At 60.8% G+C, this 19,310-nt stretch carries 22 protein-coding genes and 1 other RNA gene; 15 read left to right on the forward strand and 8 right to left on the reverse strand.

Annotated features, from left to right (window positions below; all coding sequences use genetic code 11):
- Window positions 1-2: 2 nt before the first annotated feature.
- A complete protein-coding gene (locus tag ACOQFT_RS17940) occupies window positions 3-566 on the reverse strand; it encodes a DUF4202 domain-containing protein (RefSeq protein WP_421599243.1) in 564 nt (187 codons plus the stop codon).
- A 145-nt stretch (window positions 567-711) separates the two neighbouring features.
- On the reverse strand, window positions 712-858 hold the full coding sequence (locus tag ACOQFT_RS17945; protein WP_421599244.1) for a hypothetical protein: 147 nt from the start codon (window positions 856-858) through the stop codon (window positions 712-714).
- 240 nt (window positions 859-1,098) lie between these two features.
- Here ACOQFT_RS17945 and gatC point away from each other — a divergent pair, with 240 nt between their 5' ends.
- From gatC to rnpB, 5 genes are all read left to right on the forward strand, one after another.
- Window positions 1,099-1,386, forward strand: coding sequence for an Asp-tRNA(Asn)/Glu-tRNA(Gln) amidotransferase subunit GatC (gatC, locus tag ACOQFT_RS17950; RefSeq protein WP_068335936.1), 288 nt, complete (start codon window positions 1,099-1,101; stop codon window positions 1,384-1,386).
- A 3-nt stretch (window positions 1,387-1,389) separates the two neighbouring features.
- Window positions 1,390-2,877, forward strand: coding sequence for an Asp-tRNA(Asn)/Glu-tRNA(Gln) amidotransferase subunit GatA (gatA, locus tag ACOQFT_RS17955; RefSeq protein WP_421599245.1), 1,488 nt, complete (start codon window positions 1,390-1,392; stop codon window positions 2,875-2,877).
- A 40-nt stretch (window positions 2,878-2,917) separates the two neighbouring features.
- On the forward strand, window positions 2,918-3,631 hold the full coding sequence (locus ACOQFT_RS17960; RefSeq protein ID WP_421599246.1) for a hypothetical protein: 714 nt from the start codon (window positions 2,918-2,920) through the stop codon (window positions 3,629-3,631).
- Window positions 3,615-4,286, forward strand: a complete 672-nt coding sequence (locus tag ACOQFT_RS17965) for an N-acetylmuramoyl-L-alanine amidase (RefSeq protein WP_421599247.1) — start codon at window positions 3,615-3,617, stop codon at window positions 4,284-4,286. Before ACOQFT_RS17960 ends, ACOQFT_RS17965 begins: the two co-directional genes overlap by 17 nt.
- Window positions 4,287-4,415: 129 nt before the next feature.
- Window positions 4,416-4,812, forward strand: an RNA gene (rnpB, locus tag ACOQFT_RS17970) — RNase P RNA component class A.
- An 8-nt stretch (window positions 4,813-4,820) separates the two neighbouring features.
- On the opposite strand, the gene ACOQFT_RS17975 is transcribed toward rnpB, so the two are convergent.
- Window positions 4,821-5,153 (reverse strand): GYD domain-containing protein, encoded by a 333-nt coding sequence (locus ACOQFT_RS17975; protein ID WP_421599248.1) that lies wholly within the window; start codon window positions 5,151-5,153, stop codon window positions 4,821-4,823.
- Window positions 5,154-5,782: 629 nt separating this feature from the next.
- Between ACOQFT_RS17975 and rpmG the strand changes: the two genes are divergently transcribed.
- Both rpmG and ACOQFT_RS17985 read left to right on the forward strand, forming a co-directional pair.
- Complete coding sequence (gene rpmG, locus ACOQFT_RS17980) at window positions 5,783-5,950, forward strand: 50S ribosomal protein L33 (protein ID WP_005630270.1); 168 nt, start codon at window positions 5,783-5,785, stop codon at window positions 5,948-5,950.
- 206 nt (window positions 5,951-6,156) lie between these two features.
- Window positions 6,157-6,657 carry a hypothetical protein gene (locus tag ACOQFT_RS17985; RefSeq protein ID WP_421599249.1) on the forward strand — a complete coding sequence of 167 codons (501 nt, stop codon included), beginning with the start codon at window positions 6,157-6,159 and terminating at the stop codon, window positions 6,655-6,657.
- 147 nt (window positions 6,658-6,804) lie between these two features.
- On the opposite strand, the gene ACOQFT_RS17990 is transcribed toward ACOQFT_RS17985, so the two are convergent.
- Both ACOQFT_RS17990 and ACOQFT_RS17995 read right to left on the reverse strand, forming a co-directional pair.
- Window positions 6,805-7,581 carry a Bax inhibitor-1/YccA family protein gene (locus tag ACOQFT_RS17990; protein ID WP_421599250.1) on the reverse strand — a complete coding sequence of 259 codons (777 nt, stop codon included), beginning with the start codon at window positions 7,579-7,581 and terminating at the stop codon, window positions 6,805-6,807.
- A 183-nt stretch (window positions 7,582-7,764) separates the two neighbouring features.
- On the reverse strand, window positions 7,765-7,974 hold the full coding sequence (locus ACOQFT_RS17995) for a DUF1127 domain-containing protein (protein WP_421599251.1): 210 nt from the start codon (window positions 7,972-7,974) through the stop codon (window positions 7,765-7,767).
- 127 nt (window positions 7,975-8,101) lie between these two features.
- Between ACOQFT_RS17995 and ACOQFT_RS18000 the strand changes: the two genes are divergently transcribed.
- The gene (locus ACOQFT_RS18000) at window positions 8,102-8,983 is read left to right on the forward strand and encodes a LysR family transcriptional regulator (RefSeq protein WP_421599252.1); all 882 of its coding nucleotides are present in this window, start codon (window positions 8,102-8,104) and stop codon (window positions 8,981-8,983) included.
- Here ACOQFT_RS18000 and ACOQFT_RS18005 read toward each other — a convergent pair.
- Complete coding sequence (locus tag ACOQFT_RS18005; protein ID WP_421599253.1) at window positions 8,980-9,936, reverse strand: NADPH:quinone oxidoreductase family protein; 957 nt, start codon at window positions 9,934-9,936, stop codon at window positions 8,980-8,982. The two genes, ACOQFT_RS18000 and ACOQFT_RS18005, sit on opposite strands and share 4 nt — an antisense overlap.
- 327 nt (window positions 9,937-10,263) lie before the next feature.
- Between ACOQFT_RS18005 and ACOQFT_RS18010 the strand changes: the two genes are divergently transcribed.
- From ACOQFT_RS18010 to ACOQFT_RS18020, 3 genes are all read left to right on the forward strand, one after another.
- Window positions 10,264-10,635: a helix-turn-helix domain-containing protein gene (locus ACOQFT_RS18010; protein ID WP_058280151.1), complete on the forward strand. Its 372-nt coding sequence runs from the start codon at window positions 10,264-10,266 to the stop codon at window positions 10,633-10,635.
- A 45-nt stretch (window positions 10,636-10,680) separates the two neighbouring features.
- The gene (gene hisN / locus ACOQFT_RS18015) at window positions 10,681-11,472 is read left to right on the forward strand and encodes a histidinol-phosphatase (RefSeq protein WP_421599254.1); all 792 of its coding nucleotides are present in this window, start codon (window positions 10,681-10,683) and stop codon (window positions 11,470-11,472) included.
- Between the two features lie 115 nt (window positions 11,473-11,587).
- Window positions 11,588-12,922 (forward strand): 8-oxoguanine deaminase, encoded by a 1,335-nt coding sequence (locus ACOQFT_RS18020; RefSeq protein WP_421599255.1) that lies wholly within the window; start codon window positions 11,588-11,590, stop codon window positions 12,920-12,922.
- Here ACOQFT_RS18020 and guaD read toward each other — a convergent pair.
- Entirely contained in the window at window positions 12,919-14,208 is a 1,290-nt protein-coding gene (gene guaD / locus ACOQFT_RS18025; RefSeq protein WP_421599256.1) for a guanine deaminase, read from the reverse strand. The genes ACOQFT_RS18020 and guaD overlap by 4 nt on opposite strands.
- 140 nt (window positions 14,209-14,348) lie before the next feature.
- On the opposite strand from guaD, the gene mgtE reads away from it, so the two are divergent.
- Window positions 14,349-15,743, forward strand: coding sequence for a magnesium transporter (mgtE, locus tag ACOQFT_RS18030; RefSeq protein WP_421599257.1), 1,395 nt, complete (start codon window positions 14,349-14,351; stop codon window positions 15,741-15,743).
- A complete protein-coding gene (locus ACOQFT_RS18035) occupies window positions 15,740-16,303 on the forward strand; it encodes a 5-formyltetrahydrofolate cyclo-ligase (RefSeq protein WP_421599258.1) in 564 nt (187 codons plus the stop codon). The genes mgtE and ACOQFT_RS18035 overlap by 4 nt, the downstream gene beginning before the upstream one ends.
- Before the next feature lie 5 nt (window positions 16,304-16,308).
- On the opposite strand, the gene ACOQFT_RS18040 is transcribed toward ACOQFT_RS18035, so the two are convergent.
- A complete protein-coding gene (locus ACOQFT_RS18040; RefSeq protein ID WP_421599259.1) occupies window positions 16,309-16,542 on the reverse strand; it encodes a DUF333 domain-containing protein in 234 nt (77 codons plus the stop codon).
- Between the two features lie 89 nt (window positions 16,543-16,631).
- On the opposite strand from ACOQFT_RS18040, the gene ACOQFT_RS18045 reads away from it, so the two are divergent.
- On the forward strand, window positions 16,632-17,447 hold the full coding sequence (locus ACOQFT_RS18045) for a TIGR00282 family metallophosphoesterase (protein ID WP_421599260.1): 816 nt from the start codon (window positions 16,632-16,634) through the stop codon (window positions 17,445-17,447).
- A gap of 80 nt (window positions 17,448-17,527) precedes the next feature.
- The gene (locus tag ACOQFT_RS18050; RefSeq protein WP_421599261.1) at window positions 17,528-19,306 is read left to right on the forward strand and encodes an SLC13 family permease; all 1,779 of its coding nucleotides are present in this window, start codon (window positions 17,528-17,530) and stop codon (window positions 19,304-19,306) included.
- The last annotated feature ends 4 nt before the right edge of the window (window positions 19,307-19,310 follow it).

The following is a 19,310-nucleotide window of genomic DNA, read 5'->3' on the forward strand; positions in this document are numbered from 1 at the left end:
ACTCAGGTTTCAAACGCAGAAGCCAGATGTTCGGGCAGGTCAAATTCAGACAGAACCCGCGCCCGGCCCTCGGCCGACATCTTGCGGGCGGTCTTTTCAACGATGCTCTGGATTTTCTCGGCTGAGTGTTTAGCCGCGAAGGGGCCAAAATACCATTTCAGGAACACGAAACAGATCACATCTTCCAGCGCCTGCACGTCGTCATCCCGCTTGATGCCCTGTTTGCGCAACATTCGCCCGGCGGCTTCAATCTCATCCGCGCCGTAACCGGCCTGTTCCATCATCGCCATGACAACCTCGGCGTGGTGGACGCCCTGCGCCTTGCGCCAGGCCAGATATCCGGCGCGGCCCTCGGGGTATTCGCTGCGCGCCAGTTTCCAGCGCTCGACATGCTGACCCCGAGCCGCAATCTGCAACACATCGGAAGCGTCCGGGAAAAGCCGGTCCAGCTCAGCGCTCATGCGCTGGCCGTACAGCAGCTCGACCGGCTGGCCGTCATCAAGGTTGGGGTCTTGGGTGTTGGCCGCATCAATTGCGTCCAGAACTGCTTGTTTGCGCGCGCTCATCGTCCGCTCCGTTGGCTTACCGAACCTGCTGTCCGGTCCGGTGGATCACTTCGATCACCCTAGCGGTTGGACGCAATAAGCGCAGCAGTCAATTGCACTTTTCCGGGCCGGACGTCGAATACCCGACCCGGAACGAGGGGGGATATCATTTACCCAGCTTGGTCTGATCCCGCGAAACGGGCTGCGAAGCAGTCTCGGGGAAAGTCAGGTCGCGCGTCAGGGTGTTCATGGTGGGGCCAAAGGCCTGCGCCTGAGCAGCAAGAACAGTGGTGGCCAGTACGAATGCAGTCATGAATGTTTTCATTGTCTTTCTCCGATTGATGGCTGTGCCATACAATTCGAAATGAACAGTTCGGTTCACTTTTTCAATGCGCCAAATGAACTAATCGGTTTACTTTTGCGTATAGGGGATATGCAAAATTGAATGGCACTTGCCATGCGCAGGTGGAAACGGGGCGGATCGACCCGATGGCGGTCTTGCGACCCGGCCCCCAGACAGGTAAATGCCCCCTAACGCATATGAGGTTTTCCGATGTCGATTGACCAAAGCACCGCCGCCAAGGTGGCCAAACTGGCCCGGATCAAGGTCGAGGATGACGCGCTGCCCGCGCTGGCGTCCGAGTTCAACACCATCCTCGGGTTCATCGAGCAACTGAACGAAGTGGATGTCGAAGGCGTCGAGCCGATGGTCTCGGTCGAGCCGATGCGCCTGAAGCGTCGTCAGGACGTGGTCACCGACGGAAACCAGCAGGACAAGGTTCTGGCCAACGCCCCCGACGCGCGCGAGGGCTTTTTCGCAGTCCCCAAAGTGGTGGAGTAAGACATGAGCGATCTGAACAAACTGGGCTTGGCCGAGGCCCGTGACGCGCTGCGCAAGGGTGAGGTGACCTCGGTCGAGCTGACCGAATCCTGCCTGAAGGCCATTGATGAAGCCGACGCGCTGAACGCATTCGTACACAAGACCCCCGAGATCGCGCTGGAACGCGCCAAGGCTGCGGATGAGCGGATCAAGGGCGGCGATGCGCCGTCGATGTGCGGCCTGCCGATCGGCATCAAGGATCTGTTCTGCACCAAGGGCGTGCCCTCGCAGGCGGCCTCGAAGATTCTGGAAGGCTTCAAGCCGGAATACGAATCCACCGTGTCGCAGCAACTGGCCGATGCCGGTGCCGTGATGCTGGGCAAGCTGAACATGGACGAATTCGCCATGGGCTCGTCCAACGAAACATCCGTCTATGGCAACGCGGTCAGCCCGTGGCGCCGTGGCAATGACGACGCACCGCTGACGCCGGGCGGTTCATCGGGTGGCTCGGCTTCGGCTGTGGCCGCTGACCTGTGTCTGGCGGCCACCGGCACCGACACCGGCGGCTCGATCCGCCAGCCTGCCGCGTTCACCGGGATCACCGGTATCAAGCCGACCTATGGGCGCTGCTCGCGCTGGGGTGTCGTCGCTTTTGCGTCCTCGCTGGATCAGGCAGGCCCGATGACCAAGAACGTGCGCGACGCGGCGATCATGCTGGAAACCATGTGCGGTCACGATCCCAAGGATTCCACCAGCGCCGAACTGGCCGTACCGAATTTCGAAGCGATGCTGACCGGCGACATCAAAGGCAAGAAGATCGGTATCCCCAAGGAATACCGCATGGACGGCATGCCCGCCGAGATCGAAAAGCTCTGGGCCGACGGCGCCGAGATGCTGAAAGCCGCAGGTGCCGAGATCGTCGATATCTCGCTGCCGCACACCAAATACGCGCTGCCTGCCTATTACGTGATTGCCCCGGCCGAGGCGTCTTCGAACCTCGCGCGTTATGACGGTGTGCGCTATGGCCGCCGCGCGCAGCTGGCGCAGGGCGACGGCATCACCGAGATGTACGAAAAAACCCGCGCCGAGGGCTTCGGCCACGAGGTGCAGCGCCGTGTCATGATCGGCACCTACGTGTTGTCTGCGGGTTTCTATGACGCCTATTACAACCGCGCGCGCCGCGTCCGGACCCTGATCAAGAAAGACTTCGAAGATGTCTTCGCCGCAGGCGTCGACGCGATCCTGACCCCGGCCACGCCATCGGCGTCGTTTGGCTTGGGCGAGATGACCGAGGCCGATCCGGTTCAGATGTACCTGAACGACGTCTTCACCGTGACGGTGAACCTAGCCGGCCTGCCGGGTGTCTCGGTGCCGGCTGGTCTGGACAAACAAGGTTTGCCGCTGGGTCTGCAGCTGATCGGGCGCCCGTGGGAAGAGGGCGATCTGCTGAACACAGCCTACGCGCTTGAGAACGCGGCCGGGTTTGTGGCCAAGCCGGGCAAATGGTGGTAAGCCTCAGGTCAGGCAAGACAACACAAGACGGAGCAGCTGAATGCGCTTTACGCTTCTGATCCCCGCAATCGGATTGGTGGCCGCCTGTGACACGGTGGCCCCCGTGGGTGGCCCGGATTTCAACACGCCAACCTACCAGGCGCAGCGCGAGGCGCAGCTGGCAGGGCAGGGATACACCGGAAATCCTCTGCTTGGCCCCGCCGAGGTGACCGAACAACAACTGGGCGCGCCTGACGCTGACGCTCCTCTGCCAACCGGCGAAAACGCTGACCTTGCCTCGGCAACGGCGGCCGCCTTGGCCAGCACGTCGGGGCAACCCACATATGTACCGCCTGCGTCACCGGTCGAAGACCCCGTGAACACTGCAATCTCGGACGAGCAGGATTTCGACGCCGTTTCTGGCCGTCGCACAATCGAATCCGATGCTGCGCGGATAGAACAAAACCGCCAGACATATGAGGTGGTCGCGCCGACCGCCGTTCCGGCGCGTGGTACGGACGGTCAGCCCAATATTGTCCAATATGCGCTGAACACCTCGAACCCGGTGGGAACCCAGCTTTACAGCCGCGCCGGGTTCAACCTGCAGGCCAAGGCGCAACGCAACTGCGCCCGCTACCCCTCGGCCGATCAGGCTCAGATCGATTTCCTGTCCAACGGCGGCCCGCAGAAGGACCGCAAAGGCCTGGACCCGGATGGCGACGGTTTCGCCTGCGGCTGGGACCCAAGCGCGTTCCGCAGTGCCGTCAACAACTGAACCACCGGCACCCATCTGGCACCCGTCCCCGAATTTTGGTGAGCGCAGGGACGGGCTGAATCCGTCTTTGGTGGTCATCCACTACACCGCGATGGACAGCGCGCAGGCGGCGCTGGATCGCTTGTGTAATCCCGACCACGAGGTCTCGGCCCATTACCTGATCGGCGGGGATGGCACGCTTTGGCAGATGGTGCGCGAGGAACACCGCGCCTGGCATGCAGGCGCAGGCGAATGGAACGGCCAGAGCGACATCAACTCCCGCTCGATCGGCATCGAACTGGACAATACCGGGTCGCATCCGTTTTCAGAGCCTCAGATCGTTGTGCTAGAAAGCCTGCTGCGCCAGATTCAGAAACGGTGGTCGATCAGCCCGGACCACGTGATTGGCCATTCCGACATGGCACCAGGCCGAAAATGCGATCCCGGTCCCCGCTTCCCCTGGCAACGACTCGAGCACGTGAACCTCGCAGGCCGTCGCGGAGAGGGGAAAGCTCCACAAAACCCGACGATGCAATCATTCCGGGCCGCAGCCCGCGCGGCCGGGTTTTCCCTTGAGACCGACGATGACACTCTGCTGGCTGCGGTCCGGCTCAGATACCGTCCCTGGGCCACGGGCGACCTGCACCCTGCAGATTTCGCGCCGCTGGATCGATAGATACTGATCCGTTCTTCATCTGGCCAGAAATATCCCGGGGTTGAATTGGCCGCAGGCCAAGAAGGGGCTGGCCCCTTTATGCCCTTACCACTTGACGCCACCCAGCCCAAAGCATACCCACCGCACTGCGCGGAGGGCCGGATGGCCGCTGGGGTGCAAGCCCGAGAGGAAAGTCCGGACTCCACAAGACAACGGTGCCGGGTAACGCCCGGGCGGGGCAACCCGACGGAAAGCGCCACAGAAATCAGACCGCCCGCGACTTCGGTCAACGGTAAGGGTGAAACGGTGGGGTAAGAGCCCACCGCGCCGCTGGCAACAGGGGCGGCACGGCAAGCCCCACCGGGAGCAATGCCAAATAGGGTCCCCGCGCGGACAGGTCGGCGTCAGCCGATACCGCCGCTAAGCGCGTCTTGGCCGAGAGGGACCGGGTTGGCAGCTTGAGCCGCGCAGCAATGCGCGGCCTAGAGGAATGGTCATCGAAGGGGCAACCCTGGAACAAGATCCGGCTTACAGGCCCTCCGCGCGTCATTCCAATCACTTGCCCGGCGGCGCATAGGCGCCGGTCAGTTTGGCGGCTTTCTTGGTGACGGCGACAAAGTCCTTCGCTTTCCAGGCGCGCACCGTATGAACTTTTGACACCGCGCCTGATGAGGCAACTGCCATTCCGACTGCCACGGCATCCGTGCCGTCCGGAGCTTCGCTGATGACCACCACGTCATTTTCGCCCGTCGTCATATAGAAACCCAAAAGCTTACCGCCGACCTTTTTCAGCAAAGCCCTGACAGGGGCCGTACGGTCCACAGGCTTTTTCAGCATCCCCTTGACTCCATCCTGTGAATAGGACGCGTAGGTAATGAAAATAGGCATGTCTAACTCCTGTAAAAGTTGATGCAGGACCTTTAATCAGGCTGGTCCTATAGCCCTCTTGCAAGTGTCAGCCGGTCGCGGTTATTCAGGCGCCCGTGGCGTCAGATGCCGATCCGGTACCGGAAGAACGCCATGCTGTTTGGGGATAACGGGCAGGCTGGTTGTTCTGCCGCCCTTTTCCGCGCGATAGCCTTCAAACGTGTTTGGCAGGAGAAAAGATGTTCGGTGGGCTGCCACGGAAACGATAATCGGGACCGGGCACGCTCTGCATGTTCTTCCCGGTTCCAATTCCAGCCCATCGGGGAAACCGAAGACATGCCGCCTCGCCATCTCGTCGGTGTCTTCACCTGTCATGCCCCCAAGTGATCATAAAAAACTCTGCTGGCAGAGCGTCTCGCCTGGACGTGGCGCCTCGGGGTCCGAGCCTGTTATCGGCTTCTTTTGTCGGGTGTAATCGCGCGACCATATCACAGAACCGTGAACCAGCCAAACCAGCCTGTACCCCGACCTCATGATTTATGAGCTTTACGGACGGAATCCGGTTGACTCAGCCGCGCGACCGGGTAAAAGCGCACGCTCATAGGAATTCAACCGAAAGGCCCCTGCCTTTTCGGACGCAGGAGATAACCATGGCGAAGCCGACGACAATCAAGATCCGTCTGAACTCGACCGCGGGCACGGGCCACTTCTACGTGACCAAGAAAAACGCACGCACCATGACCGAGAAAATGACCGTTCGTAAATACGATCCGGTTGCTCGGAAACATGTCGAGTACAAGGAAGGCAAGATCAAGTAATCTGCCGTCCAGCTTGGACAGTTTCAAAGGGTTCTGCCACGGCAGGGCCCTTTTTCTTTGCGGGTCATTCCGGGGGCAGGGCCTCATGGCCCCTCGCGCCGTTGCAACGAAGCATCAGCGGGCAGGGCAATCGGGTCCGCGGTGGGTTGCTTTTTGCCGGGGCTTGCCACTACGCTTCAACAAATCGTTCCAAAATGTTGGCCGTCATGAAAAAAATCTTGTTATCCACAATGACTGTGCTGGCCCTTGCGGCCTGCGAAGACCCCTTTGACCGCGAAGGCGTCGGGTTCACGGGAATCGATGGTGAGCCCCGCTCGATCTCGGATGTGCCGGGTGCTGCTGCCTTCCTGCCGCCTGCGACGAATGTACCGGCTGAACTGGCTGTGCTGCCCACCATTTCGGTCACGTCAGACGAAACTGAAATTGAGGAAATGGCACGTGTTGCGATCAACAATGCCGGTCAGAACAACACAAATGCTGTTCATCTGACCGCGAGTGGTGCGAACCTCTATCTCAGCAATGTCAACGTGAACGGTACTCTGTTCGGCGTTCTGCGCACATCAAGCGGAAAAGTGAGCAACTCCTATGGTTCAGGCTTTGGTCAGGGTGTCGAGCAGCTCACCGGATGCCTGTCTGCAGGTAATGTGTACCGCAAGGGCAATTCCAAACGCAGCTCGGGCTTTGCCGTGCCGCTGAACTGCAGCTGACACCGGTTCACGCGAATTCTGAAACAGCCTCTGCCGAATTCGGCGGAGGCTTTTCTTTTGCGCTGCCCGTTGGTTGAGAAACACGCGCGCAAAGAAAAGGGGCGGAGCCTTTCGGACCCGCCCCAGATGTAAGCGTTCTGAGCGCTGTTATTCGCGGTTACCCAGCAGTTGCAGCAGGAACATGAACATGTTGATGAAGTCCAGATACAGGCTCAGCGCACCCATGATCGCTGCTTTTCCAAGCCATTCCTGATCACCCGCATGGGCCATCTGCAGGTATGTCGTCTTGATTTTCTGCGTGTCATAGGCCGTCAGACCGGCAAAGATCAAAACGCCGATGACTGAGATGGCATACATCATCGCAGGTGACTGCAGGAATATGTTTATGACCATCGCGACGATCAGGCCGATCAACCCCATCATCATGAAGGTTCCCATTCCAGACAGGTCTTTCTTGGTGACATAACCATAGATGGACAAGCCTGCGAATGCGATCGACGTGATCAGGAAGACCTGGATGATCGACATGCCGGTAAAGGCGATGAAGATCCAGCTGATTGACAGCCCCATCACTGCGGCAAATGCGTAGAATACCAACTGTGCAGCCGAGGCTGACAAGCGGTTGATTCCGGCGCTAAATCCGAAAATAAACGCAAGCGGTGCGAACATGATCACCCAGCGCAAAGGCGAAGTGTAGATCGCCGCGCCTAGTGATGTCAGATATGTGCCCGAGCTGATTTGACCAGCCGCCGCCGAAGGATCGGTGGTTACCGCCAATCCCGAAATAGCCCAAGCGGCCATAAATGTGATTAGCATGCCCACGGACATCGTGCCGTAGACTTTGTTCATGTGGGCGCGCAGGCCCTCGTCAATCTGGGCAGCGCGCGCGCCGGCCGCCGTCCGGATCGTGTCAAATTGTGCCATTAAAGGGTCTCCCTTCACATCATTCTTGTCGTGGTCCGAAAAGCGGACCCCGTTCCTCGCAAATATCGGCAACTGCGGGTCACGTTTCAAGGGTTTAGAGGCGGAATCCGGCTAAAACACGAAACAAAAATGGCGACCTGCGGGTGCGGGTCGCCATTCATTGAGAAAAGATGAGTGTCGGAGTCATTTTTGCCAGAATTCCGGCGCATCCCAGATTGGGCGGGCCGCTTCGGCCTCGGCCTGTTCACGCGTGATCCCGATATCTTCCAGAGCCCGGGCGTCCAGCCTTGCCAGAGTGCATCGCTGGCGGCGCAGGGAAAGTGCATCCCACAGCAGAGTCAGGCCAAAGCGGCGGCGGGGCGGGCAGTGTCTGTTAATCGCGACTTGGGTCATAATTATTGTCCTTTCCGTGATCCTCGATGAGTTTCTGTGGTCTCATCAAGTTCCTTGATTTATATGGCGCGATGAGGCACATTTTGAAAATGAATGTTTATGAAGTAACACATAAGGATTCGTGAACATGCGAAATCTGGACATTACGACCTTGCGATCATTCGTGGCGGTGGCGGATCAGGGCGGCGTGACGCGCGCCGCCGGGTTTCTGCACCTGACGCAATCTGCGGTATCGATGCAGCTGAAACGGCTGGAAGAGCTGCTGGGCTTGGAACTGCTGGACCGCAGCGGTCGGACAATCGCGCTGACCGCGTCCGGCGAGCAGCTGCTGGCCTATGCCCGCCGCATGATCGCGCTGAATGATGAGGTGATCTCGAAACTTACCGATCAGGCGTTCGAGGGTGAGGTGGTGCTGGGCGTGCCGCATGACATTGTCTACCCGGCGATTCCACGGGTATTGCAGCGGTTCAATGCGGATTTTCCACGGGTGCGGGTGCAGTTGGTGTCTTCGTACTCAATGCAACTGAAAGATATGCTCAAACGTGGCGAGTGCGACCTGATTCTGACGACCGAAGCAAACAGGGGTGATGGTGCTGAAACCGTCGCGGAATTGCCGCTGCGGTGGATTGGTGCGCCCGGCGGGTCGGCCTGGCGTAAACGGCCAATACCCATCGCGGTGGGGCGCCGCTGCATGTTCCGGCCGCAAATGATCGCAGCGCTGGATGAGGCCGGCCTTCCATGGGAGCTGTCGGTGGAAACCGAAAACGACCGCACCATCGAGGCCACCGTGTCCGCCGATCTGGCGATTCACGCCATGCTGGACGGCACCGAGGCCGCGCATCTGGTTCAGATCGACGATGGCGGTGTGCTGCCCGATCTGCCTGCGCATATGATCAACCTGTACGGCGGAGAGCCCGGACGTGGCCCCGTGGTCGAGGCGTTGACCGACCTCGTTCGGCAAAATTTCCGTATGCTCGGCAGTAGCCCCTTGAAGGCGGTTGTCGGCTAAGGGGTGATTACGACCTTGCCGGTCGCCATACGGTCTCGCAGCAATTGCAAGCCTTTCTCGGCGTCCGCTAAAGGCAGGATGTGGCTGATATGGGGCTTGATTTTCCCCTCGGCGTGCCAGCGAAACAGGGTTTCAAAGCTGTTCCGTACGATCTGAGGCCGGAAGGTCAGGTACCCTCCGATGTAGAATCCGATCACTGTCAGGTTCTTGACCAGCAGATGGTTCGCAGGAATCTGTGGAACCTCACCGCCCGCAAAACCGATGGGCAGCAGGCGCCCTTCGGGGTTGGTGGCGCGGAAGGCGGCTTTGAACACATCCCCACCGATTGCGTCATACACCACATCCGCGCCACCCAGTTCCTTGACGCGCGTGCGCAGGTCTTCGGACGCGTCGATCAGGTGGTCCGCCCCGGCGGCTTGCGCTACGGCCAGCTTGTCCGCGCCCCGGGCCTGAGCGATCACGGTCGCGCCCATCAGTTTGCCGATCTCGACCGCTGTCAGGCCGACACCACCTGCGGCGCCCGTGACCAACAGGGTCTCACCGGGTTGCAGGCGGGCGCGGTGGTCCAATGCGATGTGGCTGGTGCCATAGGCGATCTGGATGGCGGCGGCGTCTTCGAAACCCATCGAATCGGGCAGGGGAATCGCGCGGTCTGCGTCGAACACTCCGAATTCAGCCAAACCGCCCTGACCGGAATAGACCGCGATCCGGTCTCCTGCTTTCAGATGTGACACACCGGGACCGACTGCATCGACCACTCCGGCGATTTCCATGCCCTGCGTGAAGGGGGCGGGCGGCGTGTCCTGATATGTACCCTTCTGCATCAGCAGGTCGGCAAAGTTCAGGCCGCAGGCCTTGATAGCGACCCGCACCTGACCTTCCAGAGGCTGCGGGATGTCAATATCGCAAAGCCGGGCGGCCGCGCCCTGGGTTGAAATTCGATAGGCCAGCATGAGTGTGCTCCTGTGGTTAGGCGCATAGGTTCGTGCCGTTTGGGGTTTGTCAATCTCTTAGCCGGGAATTGAGTGTAGCCGCCGCGTCAGACTTACCCTGCGGCAGGGACGTGTGCCGGGCTGGCGCGGCACAACTTTAAACATCTGCTCTGCGAAACAGATTCAACCTTCTTGAAAAAATACCGAAAAAGCGCAATATTGTCTGAGGTGCTGATTTGGGGGCATGTTCCTGATTAGGAAGTAGTTAAGGGCGGCTCGCTAGTGTTGCGTAAAAAGGCCTGTCGCGCACTCAAATCGGTTGTGTGTGTAGTTTAGAGGAGAATACCAATGACCCATCACGTCGATGTCCATGTGGGCAAGCGCGTCCGGCATCGCCGCTGGCTGATTGGCATGACCCAGCAGCAGTTGGCGCAGCAAGTTGGTATTAAGTTTCAACAAATTCAGAAATATGAGACGGGTGCCAACCGGATCAGCGCATCGCGCCTGTGGGACATCGCCGAGGCATTGGATGTGCCTGTCAGCTTTTTCTTTGAAGGTCTGGAAGAGGCCGAAAAAGAAGCAACCGGCAAGAAGTCGGTTCCGGCTGATCTGATGGGGGACAAGGAAGCTCTGGATTTGGTGCGTTCCTATTATGCAATCCCTGAAAATCAACGCCGCCGTCTGTTTGAACTGGCCCGGGTGCTGAGCGACGTCGCCTGAGCGAACGGGCTTGACTCTGGCACGCGCGGGCCGCACGGGTAGCGCATGCAAGAGACCATTTTGAGCGATCTGGATGTTGCCGAAGAAATGGCCGACGCCGCGCGCGCGGCCATTCTTCCGTTTTTCAGGCAATCCAATCTTGAGACTGACAACAAACTGGCCGAGGGCTTTGATCCGGTAACGGTTGCCGATCGGACTGCCGAGCAGGCCATGCGCGCGGTTCTGGAAATACACCGGCCCGATGACGGTATTTTTGGGGAAGAGTTCGGCCGGGTTCAGGGTATCAGCGGCCGGACATGGGTGCTGGACCCGATCGACGGTACGCGCGGTTTCATCTGCGGAACACCCACTTGGGGCGTGCTGATCGCGCTGAGCACACCGGCCGGTCCGATACTGGGCGTCATCGACCAGCCCTATATTGGCGAGCGTTTTGTGGGGTCGGCCGATATCGCGCGGGTGACCGGCCCAAACGGCACGGTCCCATTGAAGACCCGCCTGACCTCCGGCCTGGATCAGGCGGTACTGTTCACCACTTTCCCCGAGGTCGGAACCCCTGAAGACCGCGCCGGGTTCGAGGCCGTGGCGCAACAGGCGCGTCTGACACGCTATGGCATGGATTGTTATGCCTATGCTCTGCTGGCTGCGGGGCAGGTCGATCTGGTGATTGAGGCTGGCCTGAATGCCTATGACATTCAGGCGCCGATTGCGGTGATCGAAGCGGCTGGCGGTGTTGTCACTGATTGGCAGGGTGGCCCGGTGCATGAGGGCGGGCGCGTGCTGGCGGCCGCGAATGCCACGTTGCACGCGGCGGCGCTGGAGATCTTGCGCCAACACTGAAAGTGATTGCCGGGTCTGAAACGGTCGGCTAGGGTTTGCCCGGCTGGTTCTTGTACCCGTTTTCCGCCAGCCAACGCTCTTCTTGCACGAAACGGGTGTAAAGCAAGGGGGCGGAATGACCGAAATCCTGATCAAGAATGCAGACACCATCCTGACGATGGACGACGCGCGGCGCGAACTCTCTGGCGCGGATATCCTGATCTGTGGCGGGCGGATCGAACAGATCGGCCACGGCCTGCAGACCACCGGCGAGGTTCACGATGCCGCCGGGTGCGTCGTGACACCGGGCCTTGTGAACACCCATCACCATCTTTACCAGACCCTGACCCGCGCGGTGCCCGGCGGGCAGGATGCGCTGCTGTTTGGCTGGTTGAAGACGCTCTATCCCATCTGGTCCCGCTTTGGGCCGGAAGAGATGTTTGTTTCGGCCCAGATCGGTTTGGCTGAACTGGCCTTGTCCGGATGCACGCTCAGTTCTGATCACCTGTATTTGTACCCGAACGGTGCGCGACTGGATGACACGATTGCGGCGGCGGCCGAGATCGGCTTGCGGTTTCACCCCACCCGCGGTGCCATGAGCATTGGCGAAAGTGACGGTGGCCTGCCGCCGGATTCGCTGGTCGAAGATGAGGCCGCGATCCTCGAGGACATGATCCGGGTCGTAGATGCGTTTCACGACCCTTCCGAGGGCGCCATGTGCCGCGTCGGGCTGGCGCCGTGTTCCCCTTTTTCGGTCAGCCGCGATCTGATGCGGGATGCTGCGATTCTGGCGCGGGACAAGAGCGTGATGCTGCACACCCATCTGGCGGAGAATGACGAGGACATCGCCTATTCGCAGTCGCAGTTCGGTTGTCGCCCGGGGCAATATGCCGAGGATCTGGGCTGGACCGGTGCGGATGTCTGGCACGCCCATTGCGTCAAGTTGGACGGGGCCGAGATCGACCTGTTCGCCAGAACCGGGACCGGTGTCGCGCATTGCCCCTGTTCCAATTGCCGTCTGGGGTCGGGCATCGCGCCGGTGCGTGCCATGCGCGATCACGGCGTGTCGGTTGGACTGGGGGCGGATGGGTCAGCCAGTAACGATATCGGCAACCTGATCCTTGAGGCGCGTCAGGCCATGCTGCTGCAACGGGTCGCGAACGGTGCGGATGCGATGTCTTCCCGCGAAGCGTTGGAGATCGCGACGCGTGGCGGAGCCGACGTTCTGAACCGCCCCGATTGCGGGCGGCTGGAGCCCGGCAAGCGCGCCGATATCGCCATCTGGGACACGCGTGGCATTGAAAGCGCAGGCAGTTGGGATCCGGCGGCGTTGCTGCTGGCCGGGCCAATGAATGTGAAACACCTGTTTGTTGAAGGCCGTCAGATCGTGCGCGGCGGGCACGTCACCACATTGGACATGCCCCGTGTGATCGCGCGGCAGAACCAGTTGGCGCGCGCGCTGCAGCCCTAGTGGCTGACGCGTTCACCGGCGATCCAAACCTCGGAAATCGCCCGGTCGTCACCCATCATGATGGTGGGAAAGATGGCCTCCCACAGGTCGTCGGCGCAGGCTTCGCGCTGGGCGATGGCCGGGGTCGAGGCAAGGTCGAGGACGATCAGATCGGCCTCCATCCCCGGTGCGACATTGCCGATGCAATCGTCCATCCGCAATGTACGCGCCGATCCCACGGTGCCCAGCCACAGCAGTTGCGCGGCGTGCAGGGGTGCGCCCCGCAGCTGCCCGATCTCATAGGCGGCGGCCATTGTGCGCAGCATCGAGAAACTGGACCCGCCGCCGGTATCCGTCGCAAGCCCGACGCGGTGGCCGTCCCGCATCAGCCCGGTCATGTCGAACAGGCCCGAGCCGATGAACGTGTTCGAGGTCGGGCAATGGATCAGCGCCGCATCCACCTCGCGCAGCCGGTCGCGTTCGCGCGATTCCAGGTGGATGACGTGGCCGTAGACGCCATGCGCGCCCAGCAGGCCGAACTTTTCATAGGTATCCAGATAATCGCGGGCCTCGGGGAACAGCTTGCGGACCCAGGCGATCTCGTCGGTCTGTTCGCTCAGGTGGGTTTGCATCAGGCTATGCGGGTGCTCGGCCCAGAGGGCGCCCATCGCCTCAAGCTGTTCGGGCGTGGAGGTGGGGGAAAAGCGCGGAGTGATGGCGTAAGACAGCCGGTCGATCCCGTGCCATTTTGCAAGCAGCGCTTCGGACTGGTCATAGGCTGTCTGGGCCGTGTCACGCAGCCCCTCGGGCGCGTTGCGGTCCATGCAGGTTTTACCGGCGACCACACGCTGATTGCGCGCTTGCGCGGCGGTAAAGAAGGCATCGACACTTTCTGGATGGATGGTGCAGAAACTGCACATGGTTGTTGTGCCGTGCGCGGCGGTCAGGTCCAGATAGCGGTTGGCGATCTCGGACGCATAGGCGGGGTCGCCGAACTTCATCTCTTCGGGGAACGTATAAGTGTTCAGCCAGTCGATCAGACGCTTGCCCCAACTGGCGATCATGGCGGTCTGCGGATAGTGCACATGGGCGTCCACAAACCCGGCCATGATCACATGCTTGCCATGATCCACCACGTTGGCGTCTGGATGGGCGGCGTGCAGGCTGTCAGCATCCGCCACGGCGGAAATGCGGCCGTCTTCAATCAGGACTGCCTCGCTGAATTTGACGGCCTCGACCGGCTCACCCTCGAACGGGGTGCCGGTGAAACTCAGGACACGTCCTTTCAGCAGCGTTTTTTGCGCCATTTTCCTTCATCTCCGCCTGTATGGGACTGCGAAACAGCATAGGCGGGCGAAACTTGTCGGTAAATCGCCGCATTGTCATTGTTTTCCGGTAGCTGCTTCTTCTAATTAGGGGCCAATGACCGAATGATACGGGGGCAGACATGACGAAAGACTTCGATGAACCCGTAAACGACTCGGCCAGTGACGAGGACGCCTACGCGCTGGATCGCAAAACCGTAGCGGCCATTCTGTACGCGGTCGATGTTGACGACCGCGACAAGCTGATCGAGCTGATGGAGCCGCTGCACCCGGCCGACATCGCCGACCTTCTGGAACAGATCAACCCATATGATCGTGCCCGCCTGATCCGCCTTTATGACAAGGAGTTTGACGGCGACATCCTCTCGGAACTTGATGAGGCGGTGCGCGAAGAGATCATCGGCATCCTCAAGCCCGACGTTCTGGCCGACGCTGTGCGCGAGATGGAAAGCGACGATGTTGTCGACCTGCTGGAAGACCTTGAAGAGCCGCAGCAGGAAGCCATCCTCGGTGCGCTGGCGGATTCTGAGCGGATCGCGGCCGAACAGGCACTGTCCTACCCCGAGAACTCGGCCGGTCGTCTCATGCAGCGCGAGGTGGTCATGGCGCCCGAGCATTGGACGGTGGGTCAGGCCATCGACTTCATGCGCGCCAATGACGATCTGCCCGAGCAGTTCTATCACGTCGTTCTGGTCGACCCGCGGCTGAAACCGGTGGCGCAGGTCACGCTGGGCAAGCTGATGGCCACGCGGCGCGACGTGCCGTTGCACGACATCGCTGAGGAAGAGTTTCACACCATCCCCGTTGATCAGGACGAGGAAGACGTGGCCTATGCCTTCAATCAGTACCACCTGATCTCGGCCCCGGTGGTCGATGCGGATGGGCGGCTGGTTGGTGTGATCACCATCGACGACGCCATGGTCGTTCTGGATGAGGAGCACGAGGAAGATATCCTGCGTCTGGCGGGGGTTAGCGACGAAAGTTCGATCTCGGACAGCGTGGCGGCGACCAGCCGGCGGCGCCTGCCGTGGCTGGCGGTGAACCTGTGTACGGCGATCTGTGCCTCGCTGGTGATTTCGCAGTTCGAGGCGGCGATTGATCAGCTTGTGGCGCTGGCGATTCTGATGCCGATCGTGGCGTCGATGGGCGGCAATGCGGGGACGCAATCGCTGACAGTGGCGGTGCGGGCGCTGGCAACGCGCGACCTGACCAACGCCAACGTCATGCGCGTGATCCGGCGGGAATTGCTGGTGGGGATGCTGAACGGGCTGTGTTTTGCCATCGTGCTGGGGACGGTGGGGATGATGTGGTTCGATTCTCCGATGTTGGGTGTCGTGATCGGGTCGGCCTTGGTCGTGAATATGGTCATCGCGGGCTTTGCAGGTACGGTAGTACCGGTTGTGCTGGACCGCATGGGCGTTGACCCGGCGCTGGCGTCGGGGACTTTCGTGACCACCACAACGGATGTCATGGGGTTCTTCATTTTTCTGGGGCTTGCCAGCGTGGTGCTACTGTGACCGATCTGACCGACATCAAAGCCGCCGCGCGCAAGGCGGCTTTTGCGCGCCGCAAGGCTGCGTTTGACACCCGTCTGCCCGGAGCCGCCGGGCGTTTGTCCGAGGTTCTGGCCGGGCACCGTGGCGTGCCTCTGTCTGGCTATATGCCGATCCGGACCGAGATTGATCCGCTGGCTGCAATGGCCGAGGCCTCGGCCTATGGTCCGGTCGGCGTGCCGGTGATTCAGGCTGCCGGGCAGCCGCTGAAGTTTTCGCGCTGGACGCCCGAGGGCGCGCTGAAAGACGGGCCTTTCGGCGCCAAAGTGCCCGAGGTTGATGACTATTTCGACCCCGAGATTCTGATCGTTCCGCTGGTCGCCTTCGATGCGCAGGGCGGGCGGCTGGGCTATGGCGGTGGGTTCTATGATCGCACGCTGGAAGGGCTGCGCGCCAAGCACCCGACGTTGGCCATCGGTTTCGCCTTTGACGCGCAAGAGGCCGAAGGGCTGCCGCTGGAGCCCACCGATCAGCCGCTGGATATGGTGATCACCGAAAGCCGGGTACTGACGTTTCCGGCCTGAGTGTCTCAGGTCGGGCTGTTCTCGCGGAAGTATTTCCAGGCATCCACTTCGCGCCCGTCCGGCAGAATGCAGACCCCGGTCTGGCCGTTGTCGCCGTCACGAATTTCATAACGCATACCACTTTCGACGCAGAAGGTTGCCGCCGGGTTTGCCAGTTGTGGCGCAAGTTCGGGCGGCGTTATGGGCTGACAGGCGGTCAAAACCGCGAACCCGACGGCCGCCAGAAGGATGCGAGACATATAGATTCTCCTGTGTAATGTGCTTTGACAGATTATGCTGACAGCTTAATCGCTTGTGCTTGCCAAAGACCACACTTAGGACAGGTTGAATGAGGATACTTTTTCTGGGTGACGTCATGGGCCGTGCGGGACGCACGGCCGTACAGCAACATCTGCCGCGTTTGCGTGAAGAATGGCGGCTGGATTTTGTTGTGATCAATGGCGAGAACGCCTCTAACGGGATGGGCCTGACCGGAGATCACGCCAAGCTGCTCCTGGACGCCGGTGCCGATTGCCTGACGCTGGGCGATCATGCGTTTGACCAGAAAGACATGCTGCAATTCATTGAGAAAGAGCCGCGCATCGTGCGCCCGGTGAACTTTGCCAAAGGCGCGCCGGGGCGGGGGCATCGCCTTTATACTGCGCCGGGCGGGCGCAAAGTGCTTGTGGTGCAGGTGCTGGGGCAGGTGTTCATGAAACGGCCCTTTGACGATCCGTTCTCGGCTATTGAACCGATCCTGAAGTCCCACCCGCGCGGCGGGCAGGCGCAGGCCATCATCGTCGATATGCATTGCGAGGCGACGTCCGAGAAGATGGCAATGGGGCACTATTGCGATAAACGCGCCAGCCTTGTGGTGGGGACGCATACCCATGTGCCCACGGCAGACGCGCAGATCCTGCCGGGTGGCACAGCTTACCTGACCGATGCTGGGATGTGTGGGGACTATGACTCGGTGATCGGCATGGACAAGGTCGAACCGATGCGCCGATTCATTACCGGGATGCCCAAGGCGCGGTTCACTCCGGCCAATGGCGAGGCAACGCTGAGCGGTGTGTTCGTCGAGACCGATGATCGCGACGGGCAGGCAAAATCTGTGCAGATGGTGCGCGTTGGCGGGCGACTGCAGCAGGCCGGGCCGCAGTAAGGCTTGCTCTGCCGCGCGCAATGCGGGAAACTGCCCGACGGGCGCGCAAGCCAGGCCAAGGTTCGGACACAAAACCAAGAATGCATTTCCTTCAACTGACAGAAACGGGCAGTGCGATCGTGGCGCTGATGGTCGTTGCGGGCATGTTCGTCATGTTCCTGCGCGAGGTTTACCCGACCGAGGTTGTCGCCATCGGTGGCGTTGCCATCATGCTGGTGACCGGCATTCTGCCGTATCAGAGCGCGCTGGCGGTGCTGTCCAACCCGGCACCGTGGACGATTGCGGCGATGTTCATCATCATGGGGGCCTTGGTGCGAACCGGGGCGCTGGATGCGTTTACCTCGACCGCGCAAAAGCAGGCGCAGGTGAATCCGCGCTTTGCCATTGGTCTGTTGATGGCGTTCGTCGTGTTGGCCTCGGCCGTGGTGTCGAACACGCCGGTTGTGGTCGTGATGATCCCGGTCTTTGTGCAAATCGCACGCACGCTGAACGTTCCGGCATCTAAACTGCTGATCCCGTTGAGCTACGCGGCAATTTTGGGCGGTACGCTGACCCTGATCGGGACCTCGACCAACCTGCTGGTCGATGGTGTGGCCCGGGCGCAGGGGATGAAGGCGTTTTCGATCCTTGAGGTCACGCCGCTGGGCATCGCTCTGGTGATCTATGGCATGGTCTATCTGCGTTTCATCGCGCCGCGCCTGTTGCCGGACCGCGACAGCATGGCCTCGCTGCTGTCCGACCGGTCCAAGATGAAGTTCTTCACCGAGGCCGTCATTCCCCCCGAAAGCAACCTGATCGGGCGCGAGGTGACAGGGGTGCAGCTGTTCAAGCGCCCCGGCGTGCGCCTGATCGATGTGATCCGGGGCGACGAGTCGCTGCGGCGCAACCTGAAAGGGGTTGAGCTGAAGCTTGGCGACCGCGTTGTTCTGCGCACCGAGATGACCGAGTTGCTGAGCCTGCAAAGCAACAAGGAACTCAAACGTGTCGATCAGGTTTCGGCGGTTGAGACCAAGACCGTTGAGGTGCTGATCACACCGGGGTGTCGAATGGTCGGTCGGACGCTCGGCACGCTGCGTCTGCGTCGCCGGTATGGTGTCTATGTGCTGGCGGTGCATCGGCGGAACCAGAATATCGGGCGTCAGCTGGATGACCTGGTGGTGCGGGTCGGCGATACGCTGCTGCTGGAAGGCTCGCCTGCAGATATCCAGAAACTGGCATCCGACATGGATATGGTCGACGTCACCCAGCCCTCGGCCCGTGCATTCCGGCGCAGCCATGCGCCGATTGCCATTGGCGCGCTGGTCGGGATCGTCGTGCTGGCCGCGCTGGGCGTGGCACCGATTCTGCTGCTGTCGGTTCTGGCGGTTGCCGTGGTGTTGCTGACCCGCTGCATCGACGCGGATGAGGCGTTTTCCTTTGTCGAAGGTCGCCTGCTGGCGCTGATCTTTTCGATGCTGGCCATCGGTGCGGCGCTGGACAAATCCGGGGCCGTTTCGCTGATCGTCGAAGCGATCGCTCCGGGCCTGAGCGTGCTGCCGCCCTTCCTGATCATCTGGGCCGTCTACCTGCTGACCTCGGTGCTGACTGAACTGGTGTCGAACAATGCGGTGGCCGTGGTGGTCACACCGATTGCCATCGGTCTGGCGCAAGCGGTCGGGATCGACCCGCGCCCGCTGGTGGTGGCGGTGATGGTGGCGGCCTCGGCATCGTTCGCAACGCCCATCGGATACCAGACCAACATGATGGTCTATGGGCCGGGGGGCTACCGGTTTACCGATTTTCTGAAAGTCGGAGTGCCGCTGAACCTGACGGTCGGTTTGCTGGCATCCTTGCTGATCCCATTCATCTGGCCATTGTAAGGGC

Origin of the sequence: Ruegeria sp. MALMAid1280 (assembly GCF_049195285.1) — a bacterium.
Taxonomy (GTDB): domain Bacteria; phylum Pseudomonadota; class Alphaproteobacteria; order Rhodobacterales; family Rhodobacteraceae; genus Ruegeria.

Bases quoted from the DNA above. Each gene is read 5' to 3' on its own strand.
- ACOQFT_RS17975 (WP_421599248.1), bottom strand. From the start codon at position 5,153: ATGCCTATTTTCATTACCTACGCGTCCTATTCACAGGATGGAGTCAAG.
- ACOQFT_RS18000 (WP_421599252.1), top strand. From the start codon at position 8,102: ATGCGAAATCTGGACATTACGACCTTGCGATCATTCGTGGCGGTGGCG.
- ACOQFT_RS18040 (WP_421599259.1), bottom strand. From the start codon at position 16,542: ATGTCTCGCATCCTTCTGGCGGCCGTCGGGTTCGCGGTTTTGACCGCC.
- ACOQFT_RS18010 (WP_058280151.1), top strand. From the start codon at position 10,264: ATGACCCATCACGTCGATGTCCATGTGGGCAAGCGCGTCCGGCATCGC.
- gatC (WP_068335936.1), top strand. From the start codon at position 1,099: ATGTCGATTGACCAAAGCACCGCCGCCAAGGTGGCCAAACTGGCCCGG.
- guaD (WP_421599256.1), bottom strand. From the start codon at position 14,208: ATGGCGCAAAAAACGCTGCTGAAAGGACGTGTCCTGAGTTTCACCGGC.
- rpmG (WP_005630270.1), top strand. From the start codon at position 5,783: ATGGCGAAGCCGACGACAATCAAGATCCGTCTGAACTCGACCGCGGGC.
- hisN (WP_421599254.1), top strand. From the start codon at position 10,681: ATGCAAGAGACCATTTTGAGCGATCTGGATGTTGCCGAAGAAATGGCC.
- ACOQFT_RS17985 (WP_421599249.1), top strand. From the start codon at position 6,157: ATGAAAAAAATCTTGTTATCCACAATGACTGTGCTGGCCCTTGCGGCC.
- ACOQFT_RS18050 (WP_421599261.1), top strand. From the start codon at position 17,528: ATGCATTTCCTTCAACTGACAGAAACGGGCAGTGCGATCGTGGCGCTG.
- ACOQFT_RS18005 (WP_421599253.1), bottom strand. From the start codon at position 9,936: ATGCTGGCCTATCGAATTTCAACCCAGGGCGCGGCCGCCCGGCTTTGC.
- ACOQFT_RS17990 (WP_421599250.1), bottom strand. From the start codon at position 7,581: ATGGCACAATTTGACACGATCCGGACGGCGGCCGGCGCGCGCGCTGCC.
- ACOQFT_RS17940 (WP_421599243.1), bottom strand. From the start codon at position 566: ATGAGCGCGCGCAAACAAGCAGTTCTGGACGCAATTGATGCGGCCAAC.
- ACOQFT_RS18045 (WP_421599260.1), top strand. From the start codon at position 16,632: ATGAGGATACTTTTTCTGGGTGACGTCATGGGCCGTGCGGGACGCACG.
- ACOQFT_RS18020 (WP_421599255.1), top strand. From the start codon at position 11,588: ATGACCGAAATCCTGATCAAGAATGCAGACACCATCCTGACGATGGAC.
- gatA (WP_421599245.1), top strand. From the start codon at position 1,390: ATGAGCGATCTGAACAAACTGGGCTTGGCCGAGGCCCGTGACGCGCTG.
- mgtE (WP_421599257.1), top strand. From the start codon at position 14,349: ATGACGAAAGACTTCGATGAACCCGTAAACGACTCGGCCAGTGACGAG.
- ACOQFT_RS17960 (WP_421599246.1), top strand. From the start codon at position 2,918: ATGCGCTTTACGCTTCTGATCCCCGCAATCGGATTGGTGGCCGCCTGT.
- ACOQFT_RS17995 (WP_421599251.1), bottom strand. From the start codon at position 7,974: ATGACCCAAGTCGCGATTAACAGACACTGCCCGCCCCGCCGCCGCTTT.
- ACOQFT_RS17945 (WP_421599244.1), bottom strand. From the start codon at position 858: ATGACTGCATTCGTACTGGCCACCACTGTTCTTGCTGCTCAGGCGCAG.